This is a genomic window from Sedimentibacter hydroxybenzoicus DSM 7310 (assembly GCF_013403245.1).
Classification (GTDB): domain Bacteria; phylum Bacillota; class Clostridia; order Tissierellales; family Sedimentibacteraceae; genus Sedimentibacter; species Sedimentibacter hydroxybenzoicus.
The window spans coordinates 167,680-188,123 of sequence record NZ_JACBNQ010000004.1; the positions used below are offsets into that span (position 1 = coordinate 167,680).

Below are 20,444 nucleotides of genomic sequence, written 5' to 3' on the forward strand. Positions count from 1 at the left end.
AAAAAGGGGTTTTTTGTATGAATAAGAATGAAAACTTTTCTGATTTAGTTTCATTTATTAATAATGACGATTTCAATAAAATTAAGACGACAGAAGATAATTTTAATAATGCATGGAATTGGGGCTGTAATCCGTGTATACCGCCTTGCTCATTGTGTCCTCCCGGACCTCCAGGTCCGCAGGGAGCAACAGGCCCGGCAGGTCCACAGGGAGCGGCAGGTCCACAAGGGCCACAAGGTGTGGCAGGCCCACAAGGACCTCAAGGAGCAACAGGTCCGGCAGGTCCGCAAGGAGCAACAGGTCCGGCGGGTCCGCAAGGAGCAACAGGTCCGGTAGGTGCGCAGGGAGCAGTAGGTCCACAAGGCCCACAGGGAGAAACAGGTTCGACAGGTCCTCAGGGAGCAGCAGGTCCGGCAGGTCCTCAGGGAGCAGCAGGTCCGGCAGGTCCTCAGGGAGAAGCAGGTCCGGCAGGTCCACAAGGTCCACAAGGAGCAGCAGGCCCGGCAGGCCCTCAGGGAGTGGCAGGTCCGGCAGGTCCGCAAGGCCCGGCAGGCCCGGCAGGGCCACAAGGTCCACAGGGAGAAGCAGGTCCGGAAGGCCCACAGGGAGAAGCAGGTCCGGCAGGTCCTCAGGGAGAAGCAGGTCCGGCAGGTCCACAAGGCCCACAAGGAGCAGCAGGCCCGGCAGGTCCTCAGGGAGAAACAGGTCCGGAAGGCCCGCAGGGTCCAACCGGAGAAGTCGTGTTGGCTTATGGATCTTTAAGAGGAAGTACTGTAGAAGTACCTGGAGAAACATTTGTACCTGTACCATTTAATGTGGTAGGTCCTTTGTCAAGTAATATTACAGTCAGTATGTCAGGCAATGAATTAGTGGTGGGAGAAAGCGGAATTTATCAAATAACGATATCCATTAATGCTGAAGCTACTACTGATCCTGATCCCGATCAACCGTATCTAAATGCTATTATTACTGTCAATGGTACACCGATTTTTGGCGATACTACTACTTTCTTTAAGATATCTAACCGAAGCAGTTCGACGTTTGTTGTTCAAGCCTCTTTAACGGCGGGAGATGAAGTAGGAACAAGTATCAGTACGGCTTTTCCTATTTTGGGTTATATGAATCGCTCTTTAACCATTATTCAGTTAAGCAATTAAACTATTATCAAAATTAATGTATTAATGAGTAGAAAATAAAATAAATTGTTAAAGTAATAAAAAAGCGTAGATTCCGGACTATGGTTAGTCTATGAAAATATGCTTTTTTTATTGGAGATAAATCCTTCCTTAAATAATAACATATAAAATGGTTATCATATTTTTTAATGAATATATTATTTTGAAAATAAAAAATAATAACTGAAGATAAAGCGAGAATAATATGAAGAATCATAACAATGAAAAAGCCATTATTCTTATTCCATCCCTTGAGCCCGACAGAAAACTTTTAGCATATGTGAATGAGTTAAAGGAACATGGTCTTACGGATGTTATTATTATTGATGATGGTTCCGGAGAAGATTATCAACCTATTTTTTGCGAGCTTATTACTATTGGCTGTGTAGTATTGCACCATTCGGAGAATTATGGAAAGGGTTGTGCACTAAAGACCGGATTTAAGTATATACAAGAAAATTATGATTGGTTTAGCTGTGTTGTAACGGCAGATTCGGACGGACAACATGCAGTTAAGGATGTTTTGAGAATTTTGGAAACATCAAAAAAGAATCCTGACACATTAAGCTTGGGTGTTCGCGATTTTAGTATGCCCGGAATACCTGTCAAGTCCTTGCTGGGAAACAGGTTTGTTTCCTTTGTGTTCGCCTTATTATACGGGAGGTATATTTCCGATACTCAAACAGGGCTCAGGGCATTCGGTATACCGCTGCTTGAATTTATGATTGATGTAAAAGGAGAAAGGTTTGAATATGAGATGAAAATGCTTATTGCCTGTGTGCAAGCCGGAATTTCTATTACGATGATTCCGATTCAGGTAATTTATATAGATTCTAATGAAAGGACTCACTTTAAACCTATTCTTGACAGCATTAGAGTTGTCGGAACAATTCTCTCTGATTTTCTCCGGTTTTCTGTTTCATCTATTGTTAGTGCAGCAGTTGATCTTGGAATTGCGTGGCTTCTTTTGGATTTTCTTCACGTATATTTTAAATCGGAATATCTGAAAATTTTAATGGCAACATTTGTTGCGAGAGTTATTTCGACAGGGGTAAATTACCTGTTGAATCGAAACTTTGTGTTCAGAGAGAAGAGTGCAGGCGGACGAAGCTTGATTCGTTACTTGATGTTGTGTGCTGTGATTATTATATTTTCAACGACAGGTGTCTACGTGCTTTACAAAGGCTTTGGAATCAATGAAAAAATCGGAAAAGTTATCTGTGATACTTTATTGTATTTCCTAAGCTATCAAGTACAGCAAAGATGGGTTTTCAAATATATGGGAGATGAACCGCAATGAACGAAAAGCAAAGAAGTGTTTTCTTAATACTTACCATAATTCTTATGACTGTATACCTTTTGTGGAGACTCTTTTTTACATTGCCTTTCGGTCAGGGTGTTTTGAACATGATTTTTGGAATCCTGCTGATTGTGGCTGAAACGGTGACTGTATTGACAACATTTGAGCTTTTTATTCAAAAAATAAAAAAGAAAAGAGGATATTTGGAATGTCCGGTTATTCCATCAGAATATTATCCTGATGTGGATGTTTTTATTGCCACTCACAATGAGTCGGTTGACTTATTATACAAAACAGTTAATGCTTGTACCTTCATGGATTATCCGGATAAGCAAAAGGTACATATTTATCTCTGTGACGACAGCAGCCGTCCCGAAGTGGCAGAGCTTGCAAAACAGTTTGGAATAGGATACCTGGGTCTTGCTGATAACAAACATGCCAAATCCGGCAACTTAAACAATGCTTTGTCTAAAACGTCATCCCCTCTGATTGCTACCTTTGATGCAGATATGATTCCTCAGCATACATTTTTGATGAAGACTGTTCCTTACTTCCTGCTTTCAGAATTTAAAGGAAGGGGGACACACCTCCTTTTCACAGAAAGTCTTTGTGGTAAGGAGGAATGTCCACGTCAGAAGGAGGATGATGTATGGCTGCTTCGCAGAAAGAATGAGAAAGATGACGGTTGGAAACTGGGGTTGGTGCAGACTCCTCAGAGTTTTTATAATCCGGACCTGTTTCAGTTTAATCTTTTTGCGGAACGAAGTATACCTAACGAGCAGGATTTCTTTTCAAGAGAAATTAACATTCTTCGTAACACATCCAACGCAGTGGCTTACACCGGCAGCAACACAGTGATTTCTCGAAAAGCAATGGAGGATATTAACGGTTTTCCTTTGAGAACCATCACTGAAGATTTTGAGACGAGTATACGTATGCAACAGGCAGGATATATTACGTATGCAACAGATGAAGTTCAGGCAGCCGGTCTTACTACCACAACTGTTTCAGGCATGATTAAGCAAAGAGTCAGGTGGGCAAGAGGCGTTTTGCAAAGCTTGCAGAATACCCGTGCCATCTTTTCCAAAAAGCTTTCTCTACCTGCAAGAATTACATATTTAAACAGTTTTCTGTATTGGTGGTCTTTTTTTAACCGGATGATTTTTATTTTGTCGCCCATTTTATTTGCGCTATTTGATTTTCAAATTGTAAATACAGGATTTTGGGATATAGTTATTTTTTGGCTGCCGTCTTATTTCTTTTACAGCACGGCAATGCGCTATCTTTCCGGTAACATCAGGACACAGCGGTGGAGTCAGGTCGTGGATACAATTTTTATGCCTTATCTGATTATTCCGGTGCTGCTTGAAACGCTCCATATACATGAGAGGAAGTTTAAAGTCACAAATAAAAGTAAACTATCATCAAAGGACAAATTTTATAATTTCTGGTATGCTATTCCGCATATTTTTTTATTAGTGCTCTCTATTATGGCTATTATCCGCTTTGCGTATGGTAAATACGGCTGGGCACTTTTTTATGGCAGCATTATTATTTTTTGGCTTGCATATAATATTGTAGCGCTGTTCTATGCCCTGTTCTTTATGCTCGGTCGCCGTTCTTACCGTGCATCTGAACGCATTCAGGCATCGGAGACAGTATATGTTAAGTATAAGGACAAAGAATATAAAGCAGTGACAATAGATGTATCTGATCACGGACTATCGTTCTACGTTCCGTCTCCAATAGATTTGCCGGAGAAATCAGGTATTAATCTGACTATTCAAACCTGCCGATATGAAGCACGGCTTGAAGGCTCTGTAGTATATATAAGAAAAGAAGGTGATGGTTGGCGTTATTCTGCCGTTGTTAAACCTGTAGATGAAACGGATAAACGCCAATACATGCAGATTATATATGACCGTCTCCATTCTCTGCCAAAGCAAATTGACCCTTGGGTAACTGTCTATGATGATATATTTCGCAATATAGAAAACAGGGTGCGTTTAGTACGAAATAAACCTGTAAATCATACGAGAAAAGTGACAGGAGGGAATTGAAATGACGGCTATACTTGCATTTTTTTCAACAATTCTGTTAATATGCTCTTTCCTTGGCTATATGCTTCTGACTCAAAAAATAACCGGGATAAGACAGGAGTTTGTGCCTGTGTTTGTCTTTTCATCCGTTGCGTGTATTGTATATTTCTGTGGTTTAGCAGGAATACTCTTTGCAGGTTCCGTTACAGTTATGGTGGGAGGGCTGATTGCATTTGGCATTCTTTTGGCAAAGAGATTGCGTAATGAGTCACATTTCAGGATTCAGCTTTCTTTATTCGGATTTTTTTGGTTAGCAGGAAATTTGTTTTTCTTTTCACTCCTGCTTAGAAGTGAATTGACTCATTACGATAATTTTTCTCATTGGGCAATTGTAGTAAAGCAGATGCTTAGTACTGACGCTTTTCCTGCCTCAAGCTCCAATCTTATCGACTTTAAAAATTACCCTCTCGGCATTTCGTCCTTCATATATTACGTCTGCCGTTTTGCCGGTAATTATCAGCAGGTTATGATTTTAGCCCAGGGGATATTGATTTTTTCTTGTTTTTATGCCATATTTGGTATTATAACCGAGAAAAAAAGATTTTTGCTGTATGCATTTTTAGGATTGGGTTGTTCTTCACTTTCCTTTTTCAATATTACAATTCGCATCAATAATTTATTAGTGGATTTTTTGCTGCCAATTTACACATTAGCAATTTTTGCAGTGGCATATCGGTATAGCGGAGACCATAAGCGTGCTTTTACCGGTGCTTTACCCATAGCGGCTCTGTTGGCAATTACAAAGAGTACAGGAATAATCTTTGCGGTGATTGGTCTTGTTTTTCTGTTTTACATGGTATTCATTCACGACAGTTATACATCAGGAGGCCGAAAATTACTCCTTGTTCTCATTACATTGCTTGTGGCAATTTTGCCGTATTTGAGTTGGTCATGGCATATGAAAACTGCATTCAGTGATGTTGAGAACAAATTTGATTTTCAAAATATGCCGGAGGAAAAAACAGTTGAGCAAATACAGGAAATTTCATATTTGTTTATCCGCTCAAGTACTGATATCTCAACAAGACCTGCAATGGGAATACTTGTCTTCAACCTTACAGCTGCCGGAGCAATAATTTTTGATTTCCTTGTGCTTAAGAAAAAATGGAAGCTGTGGAAAGCGCTGATTGCTCTTGATGTTGTACTGATTCTTTATTATGCGGGTATTTTAGGCTTGTATGTTTTTTCGATGCCATTGGACGAGGCAATGTGGTTAGCCGGATTCGAACGTTATGCTTCAAGTATAGTTGTGCTGTTTGCAGGGGGATTAGTTATGACCGCTGCAGTGGATATTGAAAATTCATTTTACTACAGAATCGGTCAGGTACCGGATGAACAGGCATTTCGCAGTGTAGGAAGCAAGAATCGTTATCAAAAGGGCGTATTGGCTTGTATGGCAATTGCCGTTACATTACTGCTGTCGGAATACAATGGAATTTTATCTATTGTACGTACATACGATAACTCTCTGCCTTATAAAATCAGTACAATTACAGGAGATAGGTGGTATAAAAATGGTGAAGAAGACAGTAAAAGATATCTTTTTTATGCACCGGACAGAGATTCACAGGTTACAAATTTTTATATGCAATATGTAGGAAGATACTACCTATATTGTCCTAATGTTGACGGTATCTGCCTTTTCTACGAAGATAATATGAATAATTTGCTGAGCGGTTATGATTACTTGATAGTGGCGGAGGGAGATGCCAATGAGCGTTACCTGCTTCGTAAACATTACGGTGTTTCAGGGAAGGAAGGTATTTACAGGGTTGAAAGTAAGGACGGACAGGTTGAACTTATCTTTGAAGAGAGCGAGGAAAAATAGCAGTGAAAAGACATAAATACAGATTTTATTTTTATAATTTCATCTTAGCTCTTTGTTTTATATTTATAACAGGAATATTTGCGCTTAAAAACTTACAAGGGATAGAGATATTGAACCTTATGAAACAAGAAAGAGAAACAAGAAATTTTGTAAAACAACTGGGACAGGGATTTAATTTAGGTAATACCTTAGATACACACGACCTTCACTTTGAAACAAATGACCCATCTGATTTTGAGACCTACTGGGGAAATCCTGTTACCACAAAAGAAATGCTGGAGGATATAAAATTGGCAGGCTTTAATGTGCTTCGGGTTCCTGTAACATGGTATGAGCATATGGATGAGAATGATATTATTGACCCGATTTGGCTTGAACGTGTATGTCAGGTTGTGGACTACGGATTAGAAGCGGGTATGTATGTGATTATAAATGCACATCATGACGATTGGTATATCCCTGATGATGAATATTTGCCAAAAGCCCGCGAAAGAATGAAAGCTTTGTGGAGCCAGATTGCCGAACGATTTAAAGAATATGACCAAAACCTTTTGTTTGAAAGCATGAATGAACCGCGATTAATCGGAGAAACAGAGGAATGGAGAGAGGGAACTCCACGGTCGCGGGAAATCATCAATGTATTAAATGAGATTTTTGTGCAGACAATTCGTGAAAGCGGCGGAAAAAATGCAGATAGATACCTTATCCTTCCTACTTATTGTGCAAAGCCTTATGAAGAAGCATTGAAGGATTTTCGTATGCCTGAAGGAAACAGATTAATTGCTTCAATACATCTGTATTCGCCATATAGTTTTACATTAAATATGCAAGGTACATCTGAATTTAATCACGAAGAGCCTGCAGATACCGAAGAGGTTGATAAAATATTTGAGGATCTTAATCGATTTTTTATAAGCAAGGGTGTATCTGTAATTATAACCGAATTCAGTGCGGTGGATAAGAAAAATGAGCAACAGCGCGCAACTTGGGCACGATATGTCGGGAAAAAGGCAGAATATTTTGGAATTGCTTGTATCTGGTGGGATGCAGGTCCGGGTGAAGAGGAAGGTAAGCCCTTTCCGCTTTATAACCGATATACACGTAAATGGCTGTTTCCTGATTTGTTGGAAGCATTAACTGAATAGAGATTGTACAATAATTTGAGCACATAATCAGTTGCGCATTGAGTTATTTACATAATTGTGATACAATATTCCATAAAATACACAATACATACCTTACGGAGGATAAAAATTTTGAATCAATTACGGACACTATGTGTGATGGGCACATTCGACAGTCAAGCTAACCAAGAGGTGTTATTAATCAAAGAAAAATTGAAATCAGAAGGTATTTCTACTGATATATATGAACCTCATATAACATTTGGTATCTATACAGAACTTGACGAAGAGAGGCTGCTTAAGTGGGTTAGTAATGTGGCAGAACAGCATAAAAAATTCAATGTCTATTTTAATCATTTCGGTTTTTTTTCAGATGCCCCATTTTGCTTTTTAGCGCCTAGTTCCAGCTATAGCTTACTGGATCTGCATTCAGGCATACGTGAGAAATACGATAACCTTTGTGCGGACAAAGGGTGTTTATATTCGCTTAAGCAACAAAAATGGACTCCTCATATGACAATTGCTTCTGTTGAGCCGGGACAGGAGGAAAGGCTGTTTTCAATTCTTTGGAAAAACTTTCTGCCATTTACAGCAGAACTTACAAAACTAAAAATAACATCTTCCGATACAAGCGAAGATGTTGGTGTGTTTGAACTGCAATAAAGAGAATTAATGCTCGTCAATATACTGATTCAATGCATCGTGATATACATCGATTCTTGTTTCTTGCGGTTTCTTAACTATTGTATTTATTACCATATTCACTTCTGTATGCCGCAGGGGATAATCCTGTATTAATCTTGAAAAAGCGATAAAAGGATGATAAACCTTCAAAACCTATGGCATATGCTATATCAATTATTTTATCATTAGTTTCAGAAAGCAGTCGCTTTGCTTCTTTTAGTCTCAATTTTTTTATATATTCATATACTGTGATGCCGTATTCATCCTTAAAGATTTGAACCATTCGTCGATGAGACAGGCCCAGTTGCTGTAGTTCTTTATTTATTTCATCGTCTCCACGGAAAGACTCATCCAGTAATTTCTTTACTTTTTCTGCAATTTCTTTAATCGGCTGATATTCTGAAAGATCGCTTCTGCACCTCTTGCATGGACTGAATCCTGCGGCTATAGCCTGTTCTGCCGTATTAAAAAAGCTTACATTTTCACGTTTAGGATTTTTGGATTTACATGAAGGCCGGCAATAGATTCCGGTGGATTTGACTGCATAGAAAAAAATACCGTCGTAGGACGCATCATTTTCTGATACTGCTTTCCACATTTCTTCCTGTGTCATTTTCTTATCTCCTTCTTCTGTTTCTTAGGGATTTAGTATATTATAGCATATGTGTACAAAGTTTTTCTTCTCAATTTAGGATGTTCAATTTTAAGTCTGAACAGGCTAGAAAATATCTTAAAATATTTTTACAATATATTGCAAAAAATGTATCATTATGCTATGATATTGGACATACTTGAATTGGAGGAAATAATATGTACATTAAATCATTACACAAACTTTTATTATCAACTATGTTAATTTTGGGACTTATGATGGTTCCGGTCTATGCGGCTCAGACAGAGACAATCGATTTAGTAGATGCAGACAGCGGTTATAAAATTGTTGTACCTAACTTTATTGATATAAGAGAAGTAGAGGTAGACGGAGAAGTTATCAGGGCAGTTGCTGTAGAAAAACCTGTTAAGGACAGCTTAGGCACATATACTTTCTTTGAAATACAAACAACTAATGAAGATGCATCAATGATAGCTTCAGCTCCCGGAACATTCTATGAGCAAATAGGTGATCTTTTTTATGAATTAGAAGATGGCAAGGTTGCATACAGACCGTCATTGTATGTAGATTTCGAAGAAGTTTTTGAGGACAACGTATTTGTTTTTGATTTTTCTGTTAGGGATGCAGACGGAGAAGTAATAAATGTTTTTAATAGCATTTATTTTGTGTTTGTAGAAGCAGAAGAAGCTACTGAAACACCTGCTGAAGCTACTGAAACTACCGTTGAAGAAACTGCTGAAGAAACTACCGAAACTCCTGAAGCTGTTGTTGAAACGCCGGCTCAGGAAGCAACGGCTGTACCTACGGCATCTGATGTTGTTGTAGACGGAAAGAATGTTTCTTTTGAAGCATATAACATCGACGGATACAATTATTTTAAACTGAGAGATTTGGCTATGGCTGTAACCGGTTCAGATAAACAATTCGAAGTTACATGGGATGGAGAGAAAAATGCTATTAACCTTGTTTCCGGCGAAGCATATACACCTGTTGGAGGAGAATTTGCGGTATCAGAAGGAACCGAATCTGTACAAGCAATAGTTAATCAGTCAACAATCTACATAGATGGAGAAGAAATTGCACTTCAGGCATATACAATTGGAGGAAATAATTACTTCAAACTTAGAGATGTAGGCGAAGTGTTTGATTTTGGTGTTCTTTGGGATGGAGAGTTAAATCAGATTTCAATTGATACAGTTGTTGGCTATGTAGTAGTAGAATAACAATATTTTAGCAAAAAATACGGGACGCCTGTGTGAACAGACGTCCTGTTTTTGTTATGCTATAATTGTAAGGATCTCTTAAAAAACCTCTTAAGAAATTCCCAGACCAGCGCTTGCGTAGCCTGCGATAGCTGCTGCTATATCGAGACCATCTGTGATTTCTGCGGAGAATACCAGCAGTAATCTGGTTCCTGCAGTAACAGGAATGTTCAAACCGGTTGTGATACCGCTGCTTATATCGCCGACGGAAATTAATCCTGTCAGAGGTGGTGCCAATGTGACAACTGCGCCCGGCACAGCAACGAATGTATCGTTAGGAGTAGCAGATTGGAACAACTGAGCGGTTACCGTTGCGGTTGAGCCAATCAAACTCAGACCTGCACTGATGCTTAAATATGCTGCTAAGGAGGTAATAACACCATCCCTTGGCATCGAGAACGCTAAGTTTGTCAGACCTGTTAGGTCGATTGTTCCGGATGCAGCTGAGATGCCCGGGAGATTCAATCCGAATCCAACCGCACTTGAAGTATTAAGCAATCCTCCGAGTACGGTAGTCAAAGCAACAGGTGTACCTGATGCAAACGGAATAATTGCTCCTTCACCCGGAGGTCCAGCCGGTCCTTCAGGTCCTGTAGCACCTGTAGCACCCGTGGCACCTGTGGCACCTGTAGCTCCTGCCGGTCCTTCAGGTCCTTCAGGTCCTGTAGCGCCTGTAGCACCCGTGGCACCTGTAGCTCCTGCCGGTCCCGGAGGTCCCTGAGGTCCTTGTGGTCCCGCCGGTCCAGCCGGTCCTATCGGTCCCTGAGGTCCGATTGCTCCCGCCGGTCCTTCCGGTCCCGCCGGTCCTGCCGGTCCTTGAGCTCCAGCCGGTCCAGCCGGTCCTTGAGGTCCCTGAGGTCCAATTGCTCCCGCCGGTCCTTCGGGTCCAGCCGGTCCGGCCGGTCCCTGAGGTCCAGCCGGTCCTGTAGCACCTGTAGCACCTGTAGCTCCCGCCGGTCCCGCCGGTCCTTGAGGTCCGGTTGCACCAGTTGCTCCCGGAGGTCCCTCAGGTCCCTGAGGTCCTTCAGGTCCAGCCGGTCCAGCCGGTCCCTGAGGTCCGGTTGCGCCGGTTGCTCCCGGAGGTCCAGCCGGTCCAATAGGTCCTTGAGGTCCAATTGGTCCCTGAGGTCCGGTTGCTCCCGGAGGCCCCTGTGGTCCTGTTGCTCCCTCGGGTCCCTGAGGTCCTATCGGTCCTTGAAGTCCAGCCGGTCCTTGAGGTCCTTGAGGTCCCTGCGGACCACGAGGTCCCGGACAACAGCATGGTGTAGGAGGATATGGTGGAGTAGGTGGGCACGGATATCTCTCAGGCTGTGAGCATCCACATCTTTCCTGTTCGCAATTTATACTTATATTGTTTGAAAATGGATAGTCCTGATCTCTGTAACGTTTTGTTCCTGTGCATGAATTGTACTGTCTTGGCATATTATTGTAATACATTATTAATCACTACCTTATATTAATTTTATGCTAACGGGACATATTAAATTTATTCCCTTTAGTATTCTATGTACAAGCAAAGAAGATGTGACATGTTTCTACAAAAAAATTGAAATTATTACACAATAAATATTTAATCAGACACTTACAATATAAACGGCCGGCACCTAAACGAAATATTTGGGTGATCTGCTTAAAATAATATTAAATAATAGTAAAGACAGCTGCGAAAAAAGTTTAACAAATTGATTAAAAAAGCAGAGATTTTAATTAATAATTATGCTATAATGCTTTGAGATGTGTTTTCCATAGGAGGCATTATGAAACGATGTGACGGAAAATTAGTAAAATCATTGGATCCATTTATAAGAATCATCCCTTATATCATGGAGAAGCGCAGCGATGCACAGAATTTTTCTAAGCAGGTCGTTTGTGCCGATTCCATTGATCGCTATATCCTAGAGAAAAAGGAACAAGGATATAAGTTAAGTTATTTGCATATTTTTATAGCGGCATATGTAAGACTAATAGCAAAGAGACCTCAATTAAATCGATTTATTATGAACAGTCAAATATACGAGCGAAACAATATTTGTGTTTCAATGGCTATCAAGCGGTCTTTGCGCGATGAAGGCGAAGAAACAACCGTAAAATTTGAATTTACCGGTAAAGAAAATCTATTTGAAATAGCTGAAATTATAGATAGAATTATAACTGAAGCAAAGTCTTATAAAAGCAATACTGATACAGACAGGCTTGCGGCAATGGTTATGTCAATGCCCGGAATAGTGAAAAAATTATTAGTTAAAATTATAAAGAGTATGGATCAATTAAATTTATTGCCTGAAAGTGTAATTAAGGCAAGTCCGTTTCACACAAGTATGTTTTTCACATATTTAAAATCGATAGATACTAATTATATATATCACCACCTTTACGATTTTGGAACAACGGGAATTTTTGTTGCCTTGGGGAAAACAGTAAAGCTTCCTATGGTCGTTAATGATCAGGTGGTTGTAAAAAAATGCTGTCAAATCGGTTATACTTTAGACGAAAGAATTTGTGATGGCGTATATTTTGCCAGATCGTTCAAGCTTTTAGAGAAGTATTTTGAAAATCCTCATTTGCTCGAATCAGCTGATGAGGAAAATATGAAAATTAAATGTATTGTTTAATCTGAAATTGAGGCAGGACACAAGCATTAAATGATTGATTTGTGTGTCTGGCCTCAATTTTTAAATTTTCTTTAATTAAGCCTTAAAACTTTGGGTATATAATGAATTATACCAACTAAAAAGTAAAGGGGGTTAACTGTATGGCAACAAAGAAAAGAAATGGCATTATTATTCCAATGCAATTAAAAGGAAACGAAATTGTAGAAGATTTGTTTAAAGAAATAAGTGAAGAAGATATCATTGAAAAAAACATTAGCATAAATGATGAGTTATTAATTAATTGTTCTCATGAATTAAAAACGCCTTTAAATATAATATACGGTGCAGCACAGATGATTGAACTTTCTGCCCGTAATATAAGCGATGATAATTTGACGAATTACGTGAATTCCATTAAAAATAACTGTTTCAGGTTAACAAAGTATATCAATCACATTTTGGATTTAACAGCAATAGAAGCCGGCGAATACAAATTAAATCTTGAGCGTGTTAACATTGTAGAGGTTGTAGAATATGTGGTTCAAAAAATAGCCCCCAGAATAAAGGAAATGGGGCTTAATATTTTATTTGATACAAATGTAGAAGAAAAATATGTTATAATTGATTCTGAATTGTTTGGAAAATCAATACTGAATATTATATCCAACGCTGTGAAATTTTCAAAACAGGGAGGAACTATATTGGTTGAATTTACGGATTATAAAACTAATATAGAAATAAAAATTGAAGACAATGGTATTGGAATTGATACGAAATATTTGGAAAAAATATTTCATAGATTTGGACAAGTTGACAAATCACTATCAAGAGGTTCCGAAGGAAGCGGCATAGGTCTTAAATTGGCTAAGGCGATAATAGAACTTCATGGAGGCAAGGTCAGCGCAGAAAGCAAATTAAATGAAGGAAGTACTTTTTCTGTTAAAATTCCTCTTGGTAATAAGGATACAATTCATAGCCTGTACAAAAATGATGATGTAAAGGTTATTGATTATGACACGATTAACCAGCTGGTACATATAGAATTTTCTGATATTTTTAATATTAGTTGACATATTGATTCTTAGTGTGTTTTGTAATAAAATAGTGTAATAAAAATAATCTTAACACAGGAGAAAATCATGAAAAATGTATTTTTTTATGATACAAAGATCGGTAAGCTTGCGATAATGGACAATGGAACTGAAATAACCAATATTGAAACAGCTGAAGAAGAGTATAACGGTGACTATAATATTTGTGAAACAAAATTGATTAAAAATGCTTCGGAACAGTTATATGAATATTTTGACGGTGAAAGAAGAGAATTTAATCTTCCTCTCAAGCTAAGCGGAACAGACTTTCAGAATAAGGTATGGAAGGCATTATGCGAAATTCCCTACGGGGAAACAAGAAGCTATAAGCAGATTGCCGAGAGGGTAGGAAACCCCAGCGGATCCCGGGCTGTTGGAGGAGCAAACAACAAAAATCCTATTATGATTGTAGTACCTTGTCATAGAGTGGTGGGATCAAACGGAAACTTGATAGGTTACGCAAGCGGTTTACATATTAAAGAAGTACTTCTATCGATAGAAAAGCATTAGATTGCTGAAAAAGCCCGCCTGTTTCGTTTAAGTTCAGGCGGCCAACCATAACTTATGTTTGGATTAGCCGCTTTTCTTCACCTTTCAGGATGAGCTTTATCTTTTATTTATTTTAATGCGCCTTTTTGTCTGAATTCTTCTAATTTTTCTTTGGAAAACCCTAAAGATTCAAATATTTCGTCATCATCCTCGCCTAAATCAGGAGCTGCTTTTTTATATTGAACGGGGTATTCATTCATTTTAATTGGATTGCCTATAACTGTAAGCTCTCCTGCTTCAGGGTGCTTTACTTTTACAAACATTTCTCTTGCATTTAAATGCTCATCTTCATAAACATCCTTCATATTATAAATAGGTCCGGCAGGAACGCCTGCACCTAAAATGATATCAACACATTCTTTTGCTGTTTTATCGCTGCCCCAATTATTTATAATAGATTTTAACTCATCCGCATTTGCTTTTCTTAATTCTGTGTTAACAAATCTTTGATCCTGCGCCAATTCAGGCATTCCCATGCATGCGGTAAGATTAGCAAAATGTTTGTCAGTTCCGCTTGCTATAACGTATTCTGTGTCCTTTGCAGAGAAGGAATCATACGGAGCCGAAGCGATGTATTTGTTTCCTGTTTTTTCGGGAATATGATCTTCGTATACATATTGCATCAATTTAGCTTCCAATCCGGAAACTATGCTGTCCACTAAAGCAACGTCTATATTTTGTCCTAATCCTGTTTCTTTTCTTTTATACAATGTAGCCAATATTCCAATGCATGCATTCAGACCCGCAAATAAATCACCAATTGCCATACCTGCACGTGTTGGCTCACTTCCCGGCCATCCGGTAATGCTCATTGAACCGCCCATTGCCTGTGCAATTAAATCGTATCCCGGTCTTTCCGTTAATGGACCATATTGACCAAAGCCGGAAATAGAAGCATAAATAAGTTCAGGATTTAATTTCTTACAAACTTCATAATTGAAACCTAATTTTGCCATTACACCGGGACGATTATTTTCTACTAATACATCCGCTGATTTAACCAATTCAGAAAAAAGCTCTTTCCCTTCCTTTGTTTTTAAATCAAGACATACACTTTTTTTGTTTCTGTTTAAGTTTCCGAAGTACATACTTCTGTTTGTGCTTTTTTCCTTGGGACGTGCCGTTCTGACGAAATCACCATTACCCTGTAAATTTTCAATTTTTATTACTTCAGCACCCATATCCGCCAAAAACATTGAACAGTATGGTCCTGCTAAAAATTGTGTGAAGTCTAACACTCTGATTCCTTCTAATAATTGTTTGTTCATATTAGTTCTCCTATAATAATACTTTTATCAGAATAGTTAATTGCAATTTGTGTGCCAACTAATTATGATATTAATATTACTGCAAAATTAAAATTTTTAGATTAAAGCAGCAAAAATGAAAGCAACTTAATGTTAACCTGCGTTAAATAAAATAAACATTTTACATAGCATAATTTTGAATATAAATAAAGAATGTTCAAAAAACAACAAACTTAAACTTGGCATATTAATTGCATAATATTTGCTAAATTCATAAAATAATTTTTTAAAATTTGGAGGAATCATTATTATGGAACAAACAAAAAAACAGGAATATTCCAATACTAAAAAAGTTGGATTGTTCTTAGGCTTAGCATTAGCTGCGGTTATATTAATGCTGCCTGAAATTAAGGGTTTAGATGATGTAGGACAAACGGCTTTAGCCTTGACCGCATTGATGATTACGTGGTGGATAACGGAGCCTGTGCCGATATGGGTAACGGCATTATTGCCGATAGCGTTCTCTCCGTTATTGGGATTAGCAGGAACAAAGACTACAGAAGCGGGAATTAATGTTTATTCTAATTATTCATCTCCGGTAGTTATGTTAAGTATAGGTGTATTTTTATTGGCAGCAGTTATAGAAAAATGGAATTTGCACAAAAGAATTGCCTTAAATATAGTTTATAAAATGGGTGATAAAGCAACGATGATTATATTTGGGTTTGCTTTAGCGACAGGTTTTGTATCTATGTTTATGTCAAATGTTACTGCTACCGCAATGATGCTTCCTATAGGAGTGGCATTGTTGAGACAATTAGGTTTTACAGGTGAGAGCGGATTTGCTAAAGCCTTGGGTTTGTCTATACCTTTTGCTGCATCCATAGGAGGATTAGGCACTATGATTGGTTCCGGTACTAATGTTTCGGGTGTAGGTCTGATGAGAGAGTTAGCTGGAATAGACATAACATTTTTTGAGTGGATGAAAGTCGGAGTACCATTCGTAGTGTTATTGATACCCATAAGTGTATTTGCCTTAAATAAAATTTTTAAAGTAGGACAAATATCGTTGGGGGATACATCGATTATAGGAAATGAGCTTAAAGCACTTGGACCTATGAGCAAAGCAGAAAAATTTACAACGGTTTATTTGATACTTGCTATAGGTGGATTTATGTTCAGAGCTCAGCTTTCAAAGCTCTTTCCATTGTTAACAGACGAAGGCTTTGCAGTGTTGATTGGAGTTATACTGTTCTTCGTACCTGTAGATTTTAAAAAAGGTATATTTTTAATGGATTCTAAAACTGCTATAAGAGAAATATCCTGGTCAACTTTCTTGTTGCTGGGCGGTGCGTTAACTTTAGGAGATATATTCTCTAAAGCAGGTATTGCAAAATGGATTGCATCAGGATTGGGCTTCCTGGAAGCATTGCCGGAAATTGCAATAATTTTCGTAATAGCTATATTAGTTTCGTTCATTACAGAAGCATGTTCAAATTTTGTTGTGGCAAGTGCCTTCTTACCGGCAATTTATGGTATAGCATTGCAGCTAAACATAAATCCTATGCTGTTAATGATGACAGTTACATTATCAGCAAGCTTTGCATATATGCTTCCTACAGGAACGCCTACAAATGCAATCGCATTCGGGTCCGGATACATCGATATCAAGGATATGATCAAAGGTGGATTTGTTGTTAAAATAATTTCTATATTGTTATTCCCTATTGTTATGTATTTTATAGCTGCACCGTTAACAACACTGTTCTGATATAATCAATAAATATATATTAAGAAGTGGAAAAAAAACCCCCACTTCTTTTTATTATTTAATATGTGATATATTATATATATCATACCATCCCCTCGGCAATGCAAGCTCGCTTGCGCTGCGCTTGGCTCAGATATGATAAAAAAACATTTTAGAAGGTGTGTTATGAAAGCAACAATCGGGCTGATAGCTCCAAACAAAAGAATAAGTGATAATGCTTATAGAGCGCTAAAGGATGAAATATTAAACAAAAGATTAATAGTAAGCTTACTAAATGAGGATAATATTGTACAGCAAGCTGAATATTTAATTAAAAAGGGTGCAGATTTAATTATAGCAAGAGGCGGCACTTATTATGACTTGATAGACAGCAAACTCCCTGTTCCTGTTGTACAGCTGAATTATAATACAGAAGATATATTGAATTCCATAAATCATGCCCGTAAATTAGGCGACAAGGTGATATTGATTTTAACTTCGAACATAGTATTTGAAATAGAAAGATGGAAAGATATTTTAAATGCTGATTTAGAATTGATAAAATTTGAACACAGACATGAAATTGATGAGGTCATTTTTAATATATTTGAAAAATACAAAGAACCGGTAATATTGGGCGGAACTTTCACATGTTCAAGGGCGGATAAGCTTGGAATGAAGTACGTTGAAATAGATAACAGCGAGGCAACAATTGCTGCGACGTATTTAAGAGCTCAGGAAATTATGGATCTCATTTTTAGAGATAATAAGCATCTTCAGCTTTTATCAACAGTCCTGGATAATGTCAATGAGGGAATTTTGTTTATTAATCAAGAGGGTATTGTTGAACATTATAACAACAACATCCTTAAATTTTTCCCTGATGTAACAAAGCAATTTATTGATAAAAAATTATCTGAGGTGATACCTGAGCTTAAATTTGTTATTGAGTCACTTAATGGTAAAAAAATTGAAAATCATATATTAAAAAAAGGTAAGTTCATACTGAACGTAAATACGGTTACTGTTAATATTGAAGGCAATAAACTAGGCATCGTTTGTACAATGCAGGATTTAACCGAAATACAAAAATTAGAAGAAGATTTAAGGTATAAACTAAATCCGAAAGGCTTAAGTTCAAAATATACATTCGAAAATATTTTTACAAAAAATAAAAAAATGAAGGAAGTAATTGAAAATACCAAGGAATTTGCGAGAGCTGACAGTACAATATTGATTTACGGTGAAAGCGGAACCGGTAAAGAAATGTTTGCTCAAAGCATTCATAATTACAGTGAACGAAAAAATGCGCCTTTTGTGGCAGTAAACTGCGGTGCATTGTCGGAAAGCTTATTGGAAAGTGAATTGTTTGGATATGTGGAGGGCGCTTTTACAGGCGCAAGGAAGGGCGGAAAACAAGGTTTATTTGAGCTTGCCCACAAAGGAACTATTTTTTTAGACGAAATAAACAGTCTGCCGTTAGAAATTCAATCGAAGTTTCTGAGAATAATTGAGGAAAAGGAAGTGATGAGGTTGGGTTCTGACTACGTAATACCTTTGGACGTCCGTATAATTGTTGCAAGCAATGAAAAGCTTATAAATATGGTCGAAAAAGGAGAATTCAGGCGAGATTTATTTTACCGTCTCAATGTTTTAGAAATAAAAATACCGACCTTAAAAGAAAGGCAAGACGATATAATACCGTTGTTTGAAATCTTTTTAAAGGAATTTAATTCTTACGAGTTGCCTATATCTGAGGAATTAGCTGTTAAATTAAAGGAATATCAATGGAAAGGTAATATAAGGGAGTTAAGAAACGTTGCGGAAAGATATGCTCTTTTAAAGGATAAAATGAATTTTGAATTCTTAAATGAATCTAATGATGAAATTGACTTTTTGACAGATGATTTAAAAATTGATTTGAAAGAGCTGAATAAAACTGTAGAAGAATTGGTTATAGAATCCCTGATCAATAAAGGTATTTCTAAAAATGAAATATCAAATATTTTAGGGATAAGCAGGACTGCGCTTTGGAAAAAGATAAACAATAATTGAAAGGCTTAATATGCGTCAACTAACGTTAACTATTTTAAACACGGACATTGCTTTTAACAAATTTACAAAATAAGAAAATATGAAATTAACCTAAATTTGTTTCATTTTAAGTTGGCATATAAATTGCTAACATATTATTGTCATGAAATAATTTGGAGGTAATAATGGAAGCAGTAAATAAAGTAATAATACGCGAAACAGCCCCGAGAGACGGGTGGCAGAACCTTGAATTCATAGAAACGGATATGAAATTTCAGATTATAGAAAAAATAGTTGATATGGGGGCACCTGAAATTGAAGTAACTTCTTTCGTGAACCCTAAAGCGGTTCCTCAGACAAGGGATGCTTCAGAGCTGGCAAGAAGAGTGATTGGTATGGTATCAGAAAAAGATAAGCACGTAAAATTAACTGCTCTGGTTCCGAATAAAAAAGGAGCGGAAAATGCTTACGCTTCAGGAATTAAGACTGTTGATTTCGTAATGAGTGCCAGCGAAGAGCATAATAAAAGAAATGTAAGAAGAACGATTGACGAAAGCTTTGCTGCTCTTGAAGATATTATAGACAATTCTCCGGAGGATTTTGAAGTTCGTCTCGCATTTGCATGCGTGTTTGGAAGTCCTTTTGGAGATAAAATTGATATAGACAATGTAATAAAAATTATAGAAAAAAGCCTGCATATGGGAGTTAAAATAATTGGTTTGGCTGATTCTGCAGGATTATCCACTCCGGACCACACAAGCGCTGTACTAAGAAGGATAAAAGAATACGTTGACATAGATAAATTGTCGGCACATATTCATGATACTAGGGGATTGGGTATTGCCAATACTTATGCTGCATATCAGGAAGGTATATATAAATTTGACGCAGCATTGGGAGGATTGGGAGGATGTCCGTTTATTCCGGGTGCCGCAGGCAACATTTCTTCTGAAGATGTTATAACTATGTTTGAAAGAATGGGAGTAAAAACAGGAATAGACATGGGAGAAATGAAAGAGGCTTCACTGTTTTTATCAGAGAATATAAAAGGAAAGTATAACAGCAAGATATTGGATATAAACAAAATAAACTCATAA

Annotated in this window: 16 protein-coding genes; 13 read left to right on the plus strand and 3 right to left on the minus strand. The window is 37.7% G+C overall.

The window, feature by feature from the left end; all coding sequences use genetic code 11:
- The first annotated feature begins 17 nt into the window (after positions 1 to 17).
- From HZF24_RS06615 to HZF24_RS06640, 6 genes are all read left to right on the plus strand, one after another.
- Positions 18 to 1,157: a collagen-like protein gene (locus HZF24_RS06615; protein ID WP_179237500.1), complete on the plus strand. Its 1,140-nt coding sequence runs from the start codon at positions 18 to 20 to the stop codon at positions 1,155 to 1,157.
- A gap of 223 nt (positions 1,158 to 1,380) precedes the next feature.
- Positions 1,381 to 2,475, plus strand: a complete 1,095-nt coding sequence (locus HZF24_RS06620) for a bifunctional glycosyltransferase family 2/GtrA family protein (protein ID WP_179237501.1) — start codon at positions 1,381 to 1,383, stop codon at positions 2,473 to 2,475.
- Complete coding sequence (locus HZF24_RS06625) at positions 2,472 to 4,535, plus strand: glycosyltransferase family 2 protein (RefSeq protein WP_179237502.1); 2,064 nt, start codon at positions 2,472 to 2,474, stop codon at positions 4,533 to 4,535. Before HZF24_RS06620 ends, HZF24_RS06625 begins: the two co-directional genes overlap by 4 nt.
- A gap of 1 nt (position 4,536) precedes the next feature.
- Positions 4,537 to 6,402 carry a hypothetical protein gene (locus HZF24_RS06630; RefSeq protein WP_179237503.1) on the plus strand — a complete coding sequence of 622 codons (1,866 nt, stop codon included), beginning with the start codon at positions 4,537 to 4,539 and terminating at the stop codon, positions 6,400 to 6,402.
- 119 nt (positions 6,403 to 6,521) lie between these two features.
- The gene (locus HZF24_RS06635; protein WP_179237504.1) at positions 6,522 to 7,547 is read left to right on the plus strand and encodes a glycoside hydrolase family 5 protein; all 1,026 of its coding nucleotides are present in this window, start codon (positions 6,522 to 6,524) and stop codon (positions 7,545 to 7,547) included.
- A gap of 111 nt (positions 7,548 to 7,658) precedes the next feature.
- Entirely contained in the window at positions 7,659 to 8,189 is a 531-nt protein-coding gene (locus HZF24_RS06640) for a 2'-5' RNA ligase family protein (protein WP_179237505.1), read from the plus strand.
- A gap of 73 nt (positions 8,190 to 8,262) precedes the next feature.
- Here the strand turns inward: HZF24_RS06640 and HZF24_RS06645 are convergent, their stop codons facing one another.
- Positions 8,263 to 8,823, minus strand: coding sequence for a bifunctional transcriptional activator/DNA repair enzyme AdaA (locus HZF24_RS06645; RefSeq protein ID WP_179237506.1), 561 nt, complete (start codon positions 8,821 to 8,823; stop codon positions 8,263 to 8,265).
- A gap of 197 nt (positions 8,824 to 9,020) precedes the next feature.
- Between HZF24_RS06645 and HZF24_RS06650 the strand changes: the two genes are divergently transcribed.
- Positions 9,021 to 10,046 (plus strand): stalk domain-containing protein, encoded by a 1,026-nt coding sequence (locus tag HZF24_RS06650; RefSeq protein WP_179237507.1) that lies wholly within the window; start codon positions 9,021 to 9,023, stop codon positions 10,044 to 10,046.
- A gap of 90 nt (positions 10,047 to 10,136) precedes the next feature.
- Here HZF24_RS06650 and HZF24_RS19220 read toward each other — a convergent pair whose 3' ends face one another.
- Positions 10,137 to 11,522 (minus strand): exosporium glycoprotein BclB-related protein, encoded by a 1,386-nt coding sequence (locus tag HZF24_RS19220; RefSeq protein ID WP_179237508.1) that lies wholly within the window; start codon positions 11,520 to 11,522, stop codon positions 10,137 to 10,139.
- Between the two features lie 320 nt (positions 11,523 to 11,842).
- On the opposite strand from HZF24_RS19220, the gene HZF24_RS06660 reads away from it, so the two are divergent.
- From HZF24_RS06660 to HZF24_RS06670, 3 genes are all read left to right on the plus strand, one after another.
- Positions 11,843 to 12,697 (plus strand): 2-oxo acid dehydrogenase subunit E2, encoded by an 855-nt coding sequence (locus tag HZF24_RS06660; RefSeq protein WP_179237509.1) that lies wholly within the window; start codon positions 11,843 to 11,845, stop codon positions 12,695 to 12,697.
- A 140-nt stretch (positions 12,698 to 12,837) separates the two neighbouring features.
- Positions 12,838 to 13,746: a sensor histidine kinase gene (locus HZF24_RS06665; RefSeq protein ID WP_179237510.1), complete on the plus strand. Its 909-nt coding sequence runs from the start codon at positions 12,838 to 12,840 to the stop codon at positions 13,744 to 13,746.
- Between the two features lie 69 nt (positions 13,747 to 13,815).
- The gene (locus HZF24_RS06670) at positions 13,816 to 14,277 is read left to right on the plus strand and encodes a methylated-DNA--[protein]-cysteine S-methyltransferase (RefSeq protein ID WP_179237511.1); all 462 of its coding nucleotides are present in this window, start codon (positions 13,816 to 13,818) and stop codon (positions 14,275 to 14,277) included.
- A 107-nt stretch (positions 14,278 to 14,384) separates the two neighbouring features.
- Here the strand turns inward: HZF24_RS06670 and HZF24_RS06675 are convergent, their stop codons facing one another.
- Positions 14,385 to 15,584 carry a CaiB/BaiF CoA transferase family protein gene (locus HZF24_RS06675; RefSeq protein WP_179237512.1) on the minus strand — a complete coding sequence of 400 codons (1,200 nt, stop codon included), beginning with the start codon at positions 15,582 to 15,584 and terminating at the stop codon, positions 14,385 to 14,387.
- Between the two features lie 289 nt (positions 15,585 to 15,873).
- Between HZF24_RS06675 and HZF24_RS06680 the strand changes: the two genes are divergently transcribed.
- The 3 genes from HZF24_RS06680 to HZF24_RS06690 all read left to right on the plus strand — a co-directional run bounded on the left by HZF24_RS06680 (position 15,874) and on the right by HZF24_RS06690 (position 20,444).
- Positions 15,874 to 17,334 (plus strand): SLC13 family permease, encoded by a 1,461-nt coding sequence (locus tag HZF24_RS06680; RefSeq protein WP_179237513.1) that lies wholly within the window; start codon positions 15,874 to 15,876, stop codon positions 17,332 to 17,334.
- A 165-nt stretch (positions 17,335 to 17,499) separates the two neighbouring features.
- Positions 17,500 to 19,368: a sigma 54-interacting transcriptional regulator gene (locus tag HZF24_RS06685; protein ID WP_179237514.1), complete on the plus strand. Its 1,869-nt coding sequence runs from the start codon at positions 17,500 to 17,502 to the stop codon at positions 19,366 to 19,368.
- A gap of 164 nt (positions 19,369 to 19,532) precedes the next feature.
- The gene (locus HZF24_RS06690; RefSeq protein ID WP_179237515.1) at positions 19,533 to 20,444 is read left to right on the plus strand and encodes a hydroxymethylglutaryl-CoA lyase; all 912 of its coding nucleotides are present in this window, start codon (positions 19,533 to 19,535) and stop codon (positions 20,442 to 20,444) included.

What these genes read in the sequence shown, in the direction of transcription:
- HZF24_RS06615 (WP_179237500.1), top strand. Translation starts at nt 18, where the DNA reads ATGAATAAGAATGAAAACTTTTCTGATTTAGTTTCATTTATTAATAAT.
- HZF24_RS06620 (WP_179237501.1), top strand. Translation starts at nt 1,381, where the DNA reads ATGAAGAATCATAACAATGAAAAAGCCATTATTCTTATTCCATCCCTT.
- HZF24_RS06625 (WP_179237502.1), top strand. Translation starts at nt 2,472, where the DNA reads ATGAACGAAAAGCAAAGAAGTGTTTTCTTAATACTTACCATAATTCTT.
- HZF24_RS06630 (WP_179237503.1), top strand. Translation starts at nt 4,537, where the DNA reads ATGACGGCTATACTTGCATTTTTTTCAACAATTCTGTTAATATGCTCT.
- HZF24_RS06635 (WP_179237504.1), top strand. Translation starts at nt 6,522, where the DNA reads ATGAAACAAGAAAGAGAAACAAGAAATTTTGTAAAACAACTGGGACAG.
- HZF24_RS06645 (WP_179237506.1), bottom strand. Translation starts at nt 8,823, where the DNA reads ATGACACAGGAAGAAATGTGGAAAGCAGTATCAGAAAATGATGCGTCC.
- HZF24_RS06650 (WP_179237507.1), top strand. Translation starts at nt 9,021, where the DNA reads ATGTACATTAAATCATTACACAAACTTTTATTATCAACTATGTTAATT.
- HZF24_RS19220 (WP_179237508.1), bottom strand. Translation starts at nt 11,522, where the DNA reads ATGTATTACAATAATATGCCAAGACAGTACAATTCATGCACAGGAACA.
- HZF24_RS06660 (WP_179237509.1), top strand. Translation starts at nt 11,843, where the DNA reads ATGAAACGATGTGACGGAAAATTAGTAAAATCATTGGATCCATTTATA.
- HZF24_RS06665 (WP_179237510.1), top strand. Translation starts at nt 12,838, where the DNA reads ATGGCAACAAAGAAAAGAAATGGCATTATTATTCCAATGCAATTAAAA.
- HZF24_RS06670 (WP_179237511.1), top strand. Translation starts at nt 13,816, where the DNA reads ATGAAAAATGTATTTTTTTATGATACAAAGATCGGTAAGCTTGCGATA.
- HZF24_RS06675 (WP_179237512.1), bottom strand. Translation starts at nt 15,584, where the DNA reads ATGAACAAACAATTATTAGAAGGAATCAGAGTGTTAGACTTCACACAA.
- HZF24_RS06680 (WP_179237513.1), top strand. Translation starts at nt 15,874, where the DNA reads ATGGAACAAACAAAAAAACAGGAATATTCCAATACTAAAAAAGTTGGA.
- HZF24_RS06685 (WP_179237514.1), top strand. Translation starts at nt 17,500, where the DNA reads ATGAAAGCAACAATCGGGCTGATAGCTCCAAACAAAAGAATAAGTGAT.
- HZF24_RS06690 (WP_179237515.1), top strand. Translation starts at nt 19,533, where the DNA reads ATGGAAGCAGTAAATAAAGTAATAATACGCGAAACAGCCCCGAGAGAC.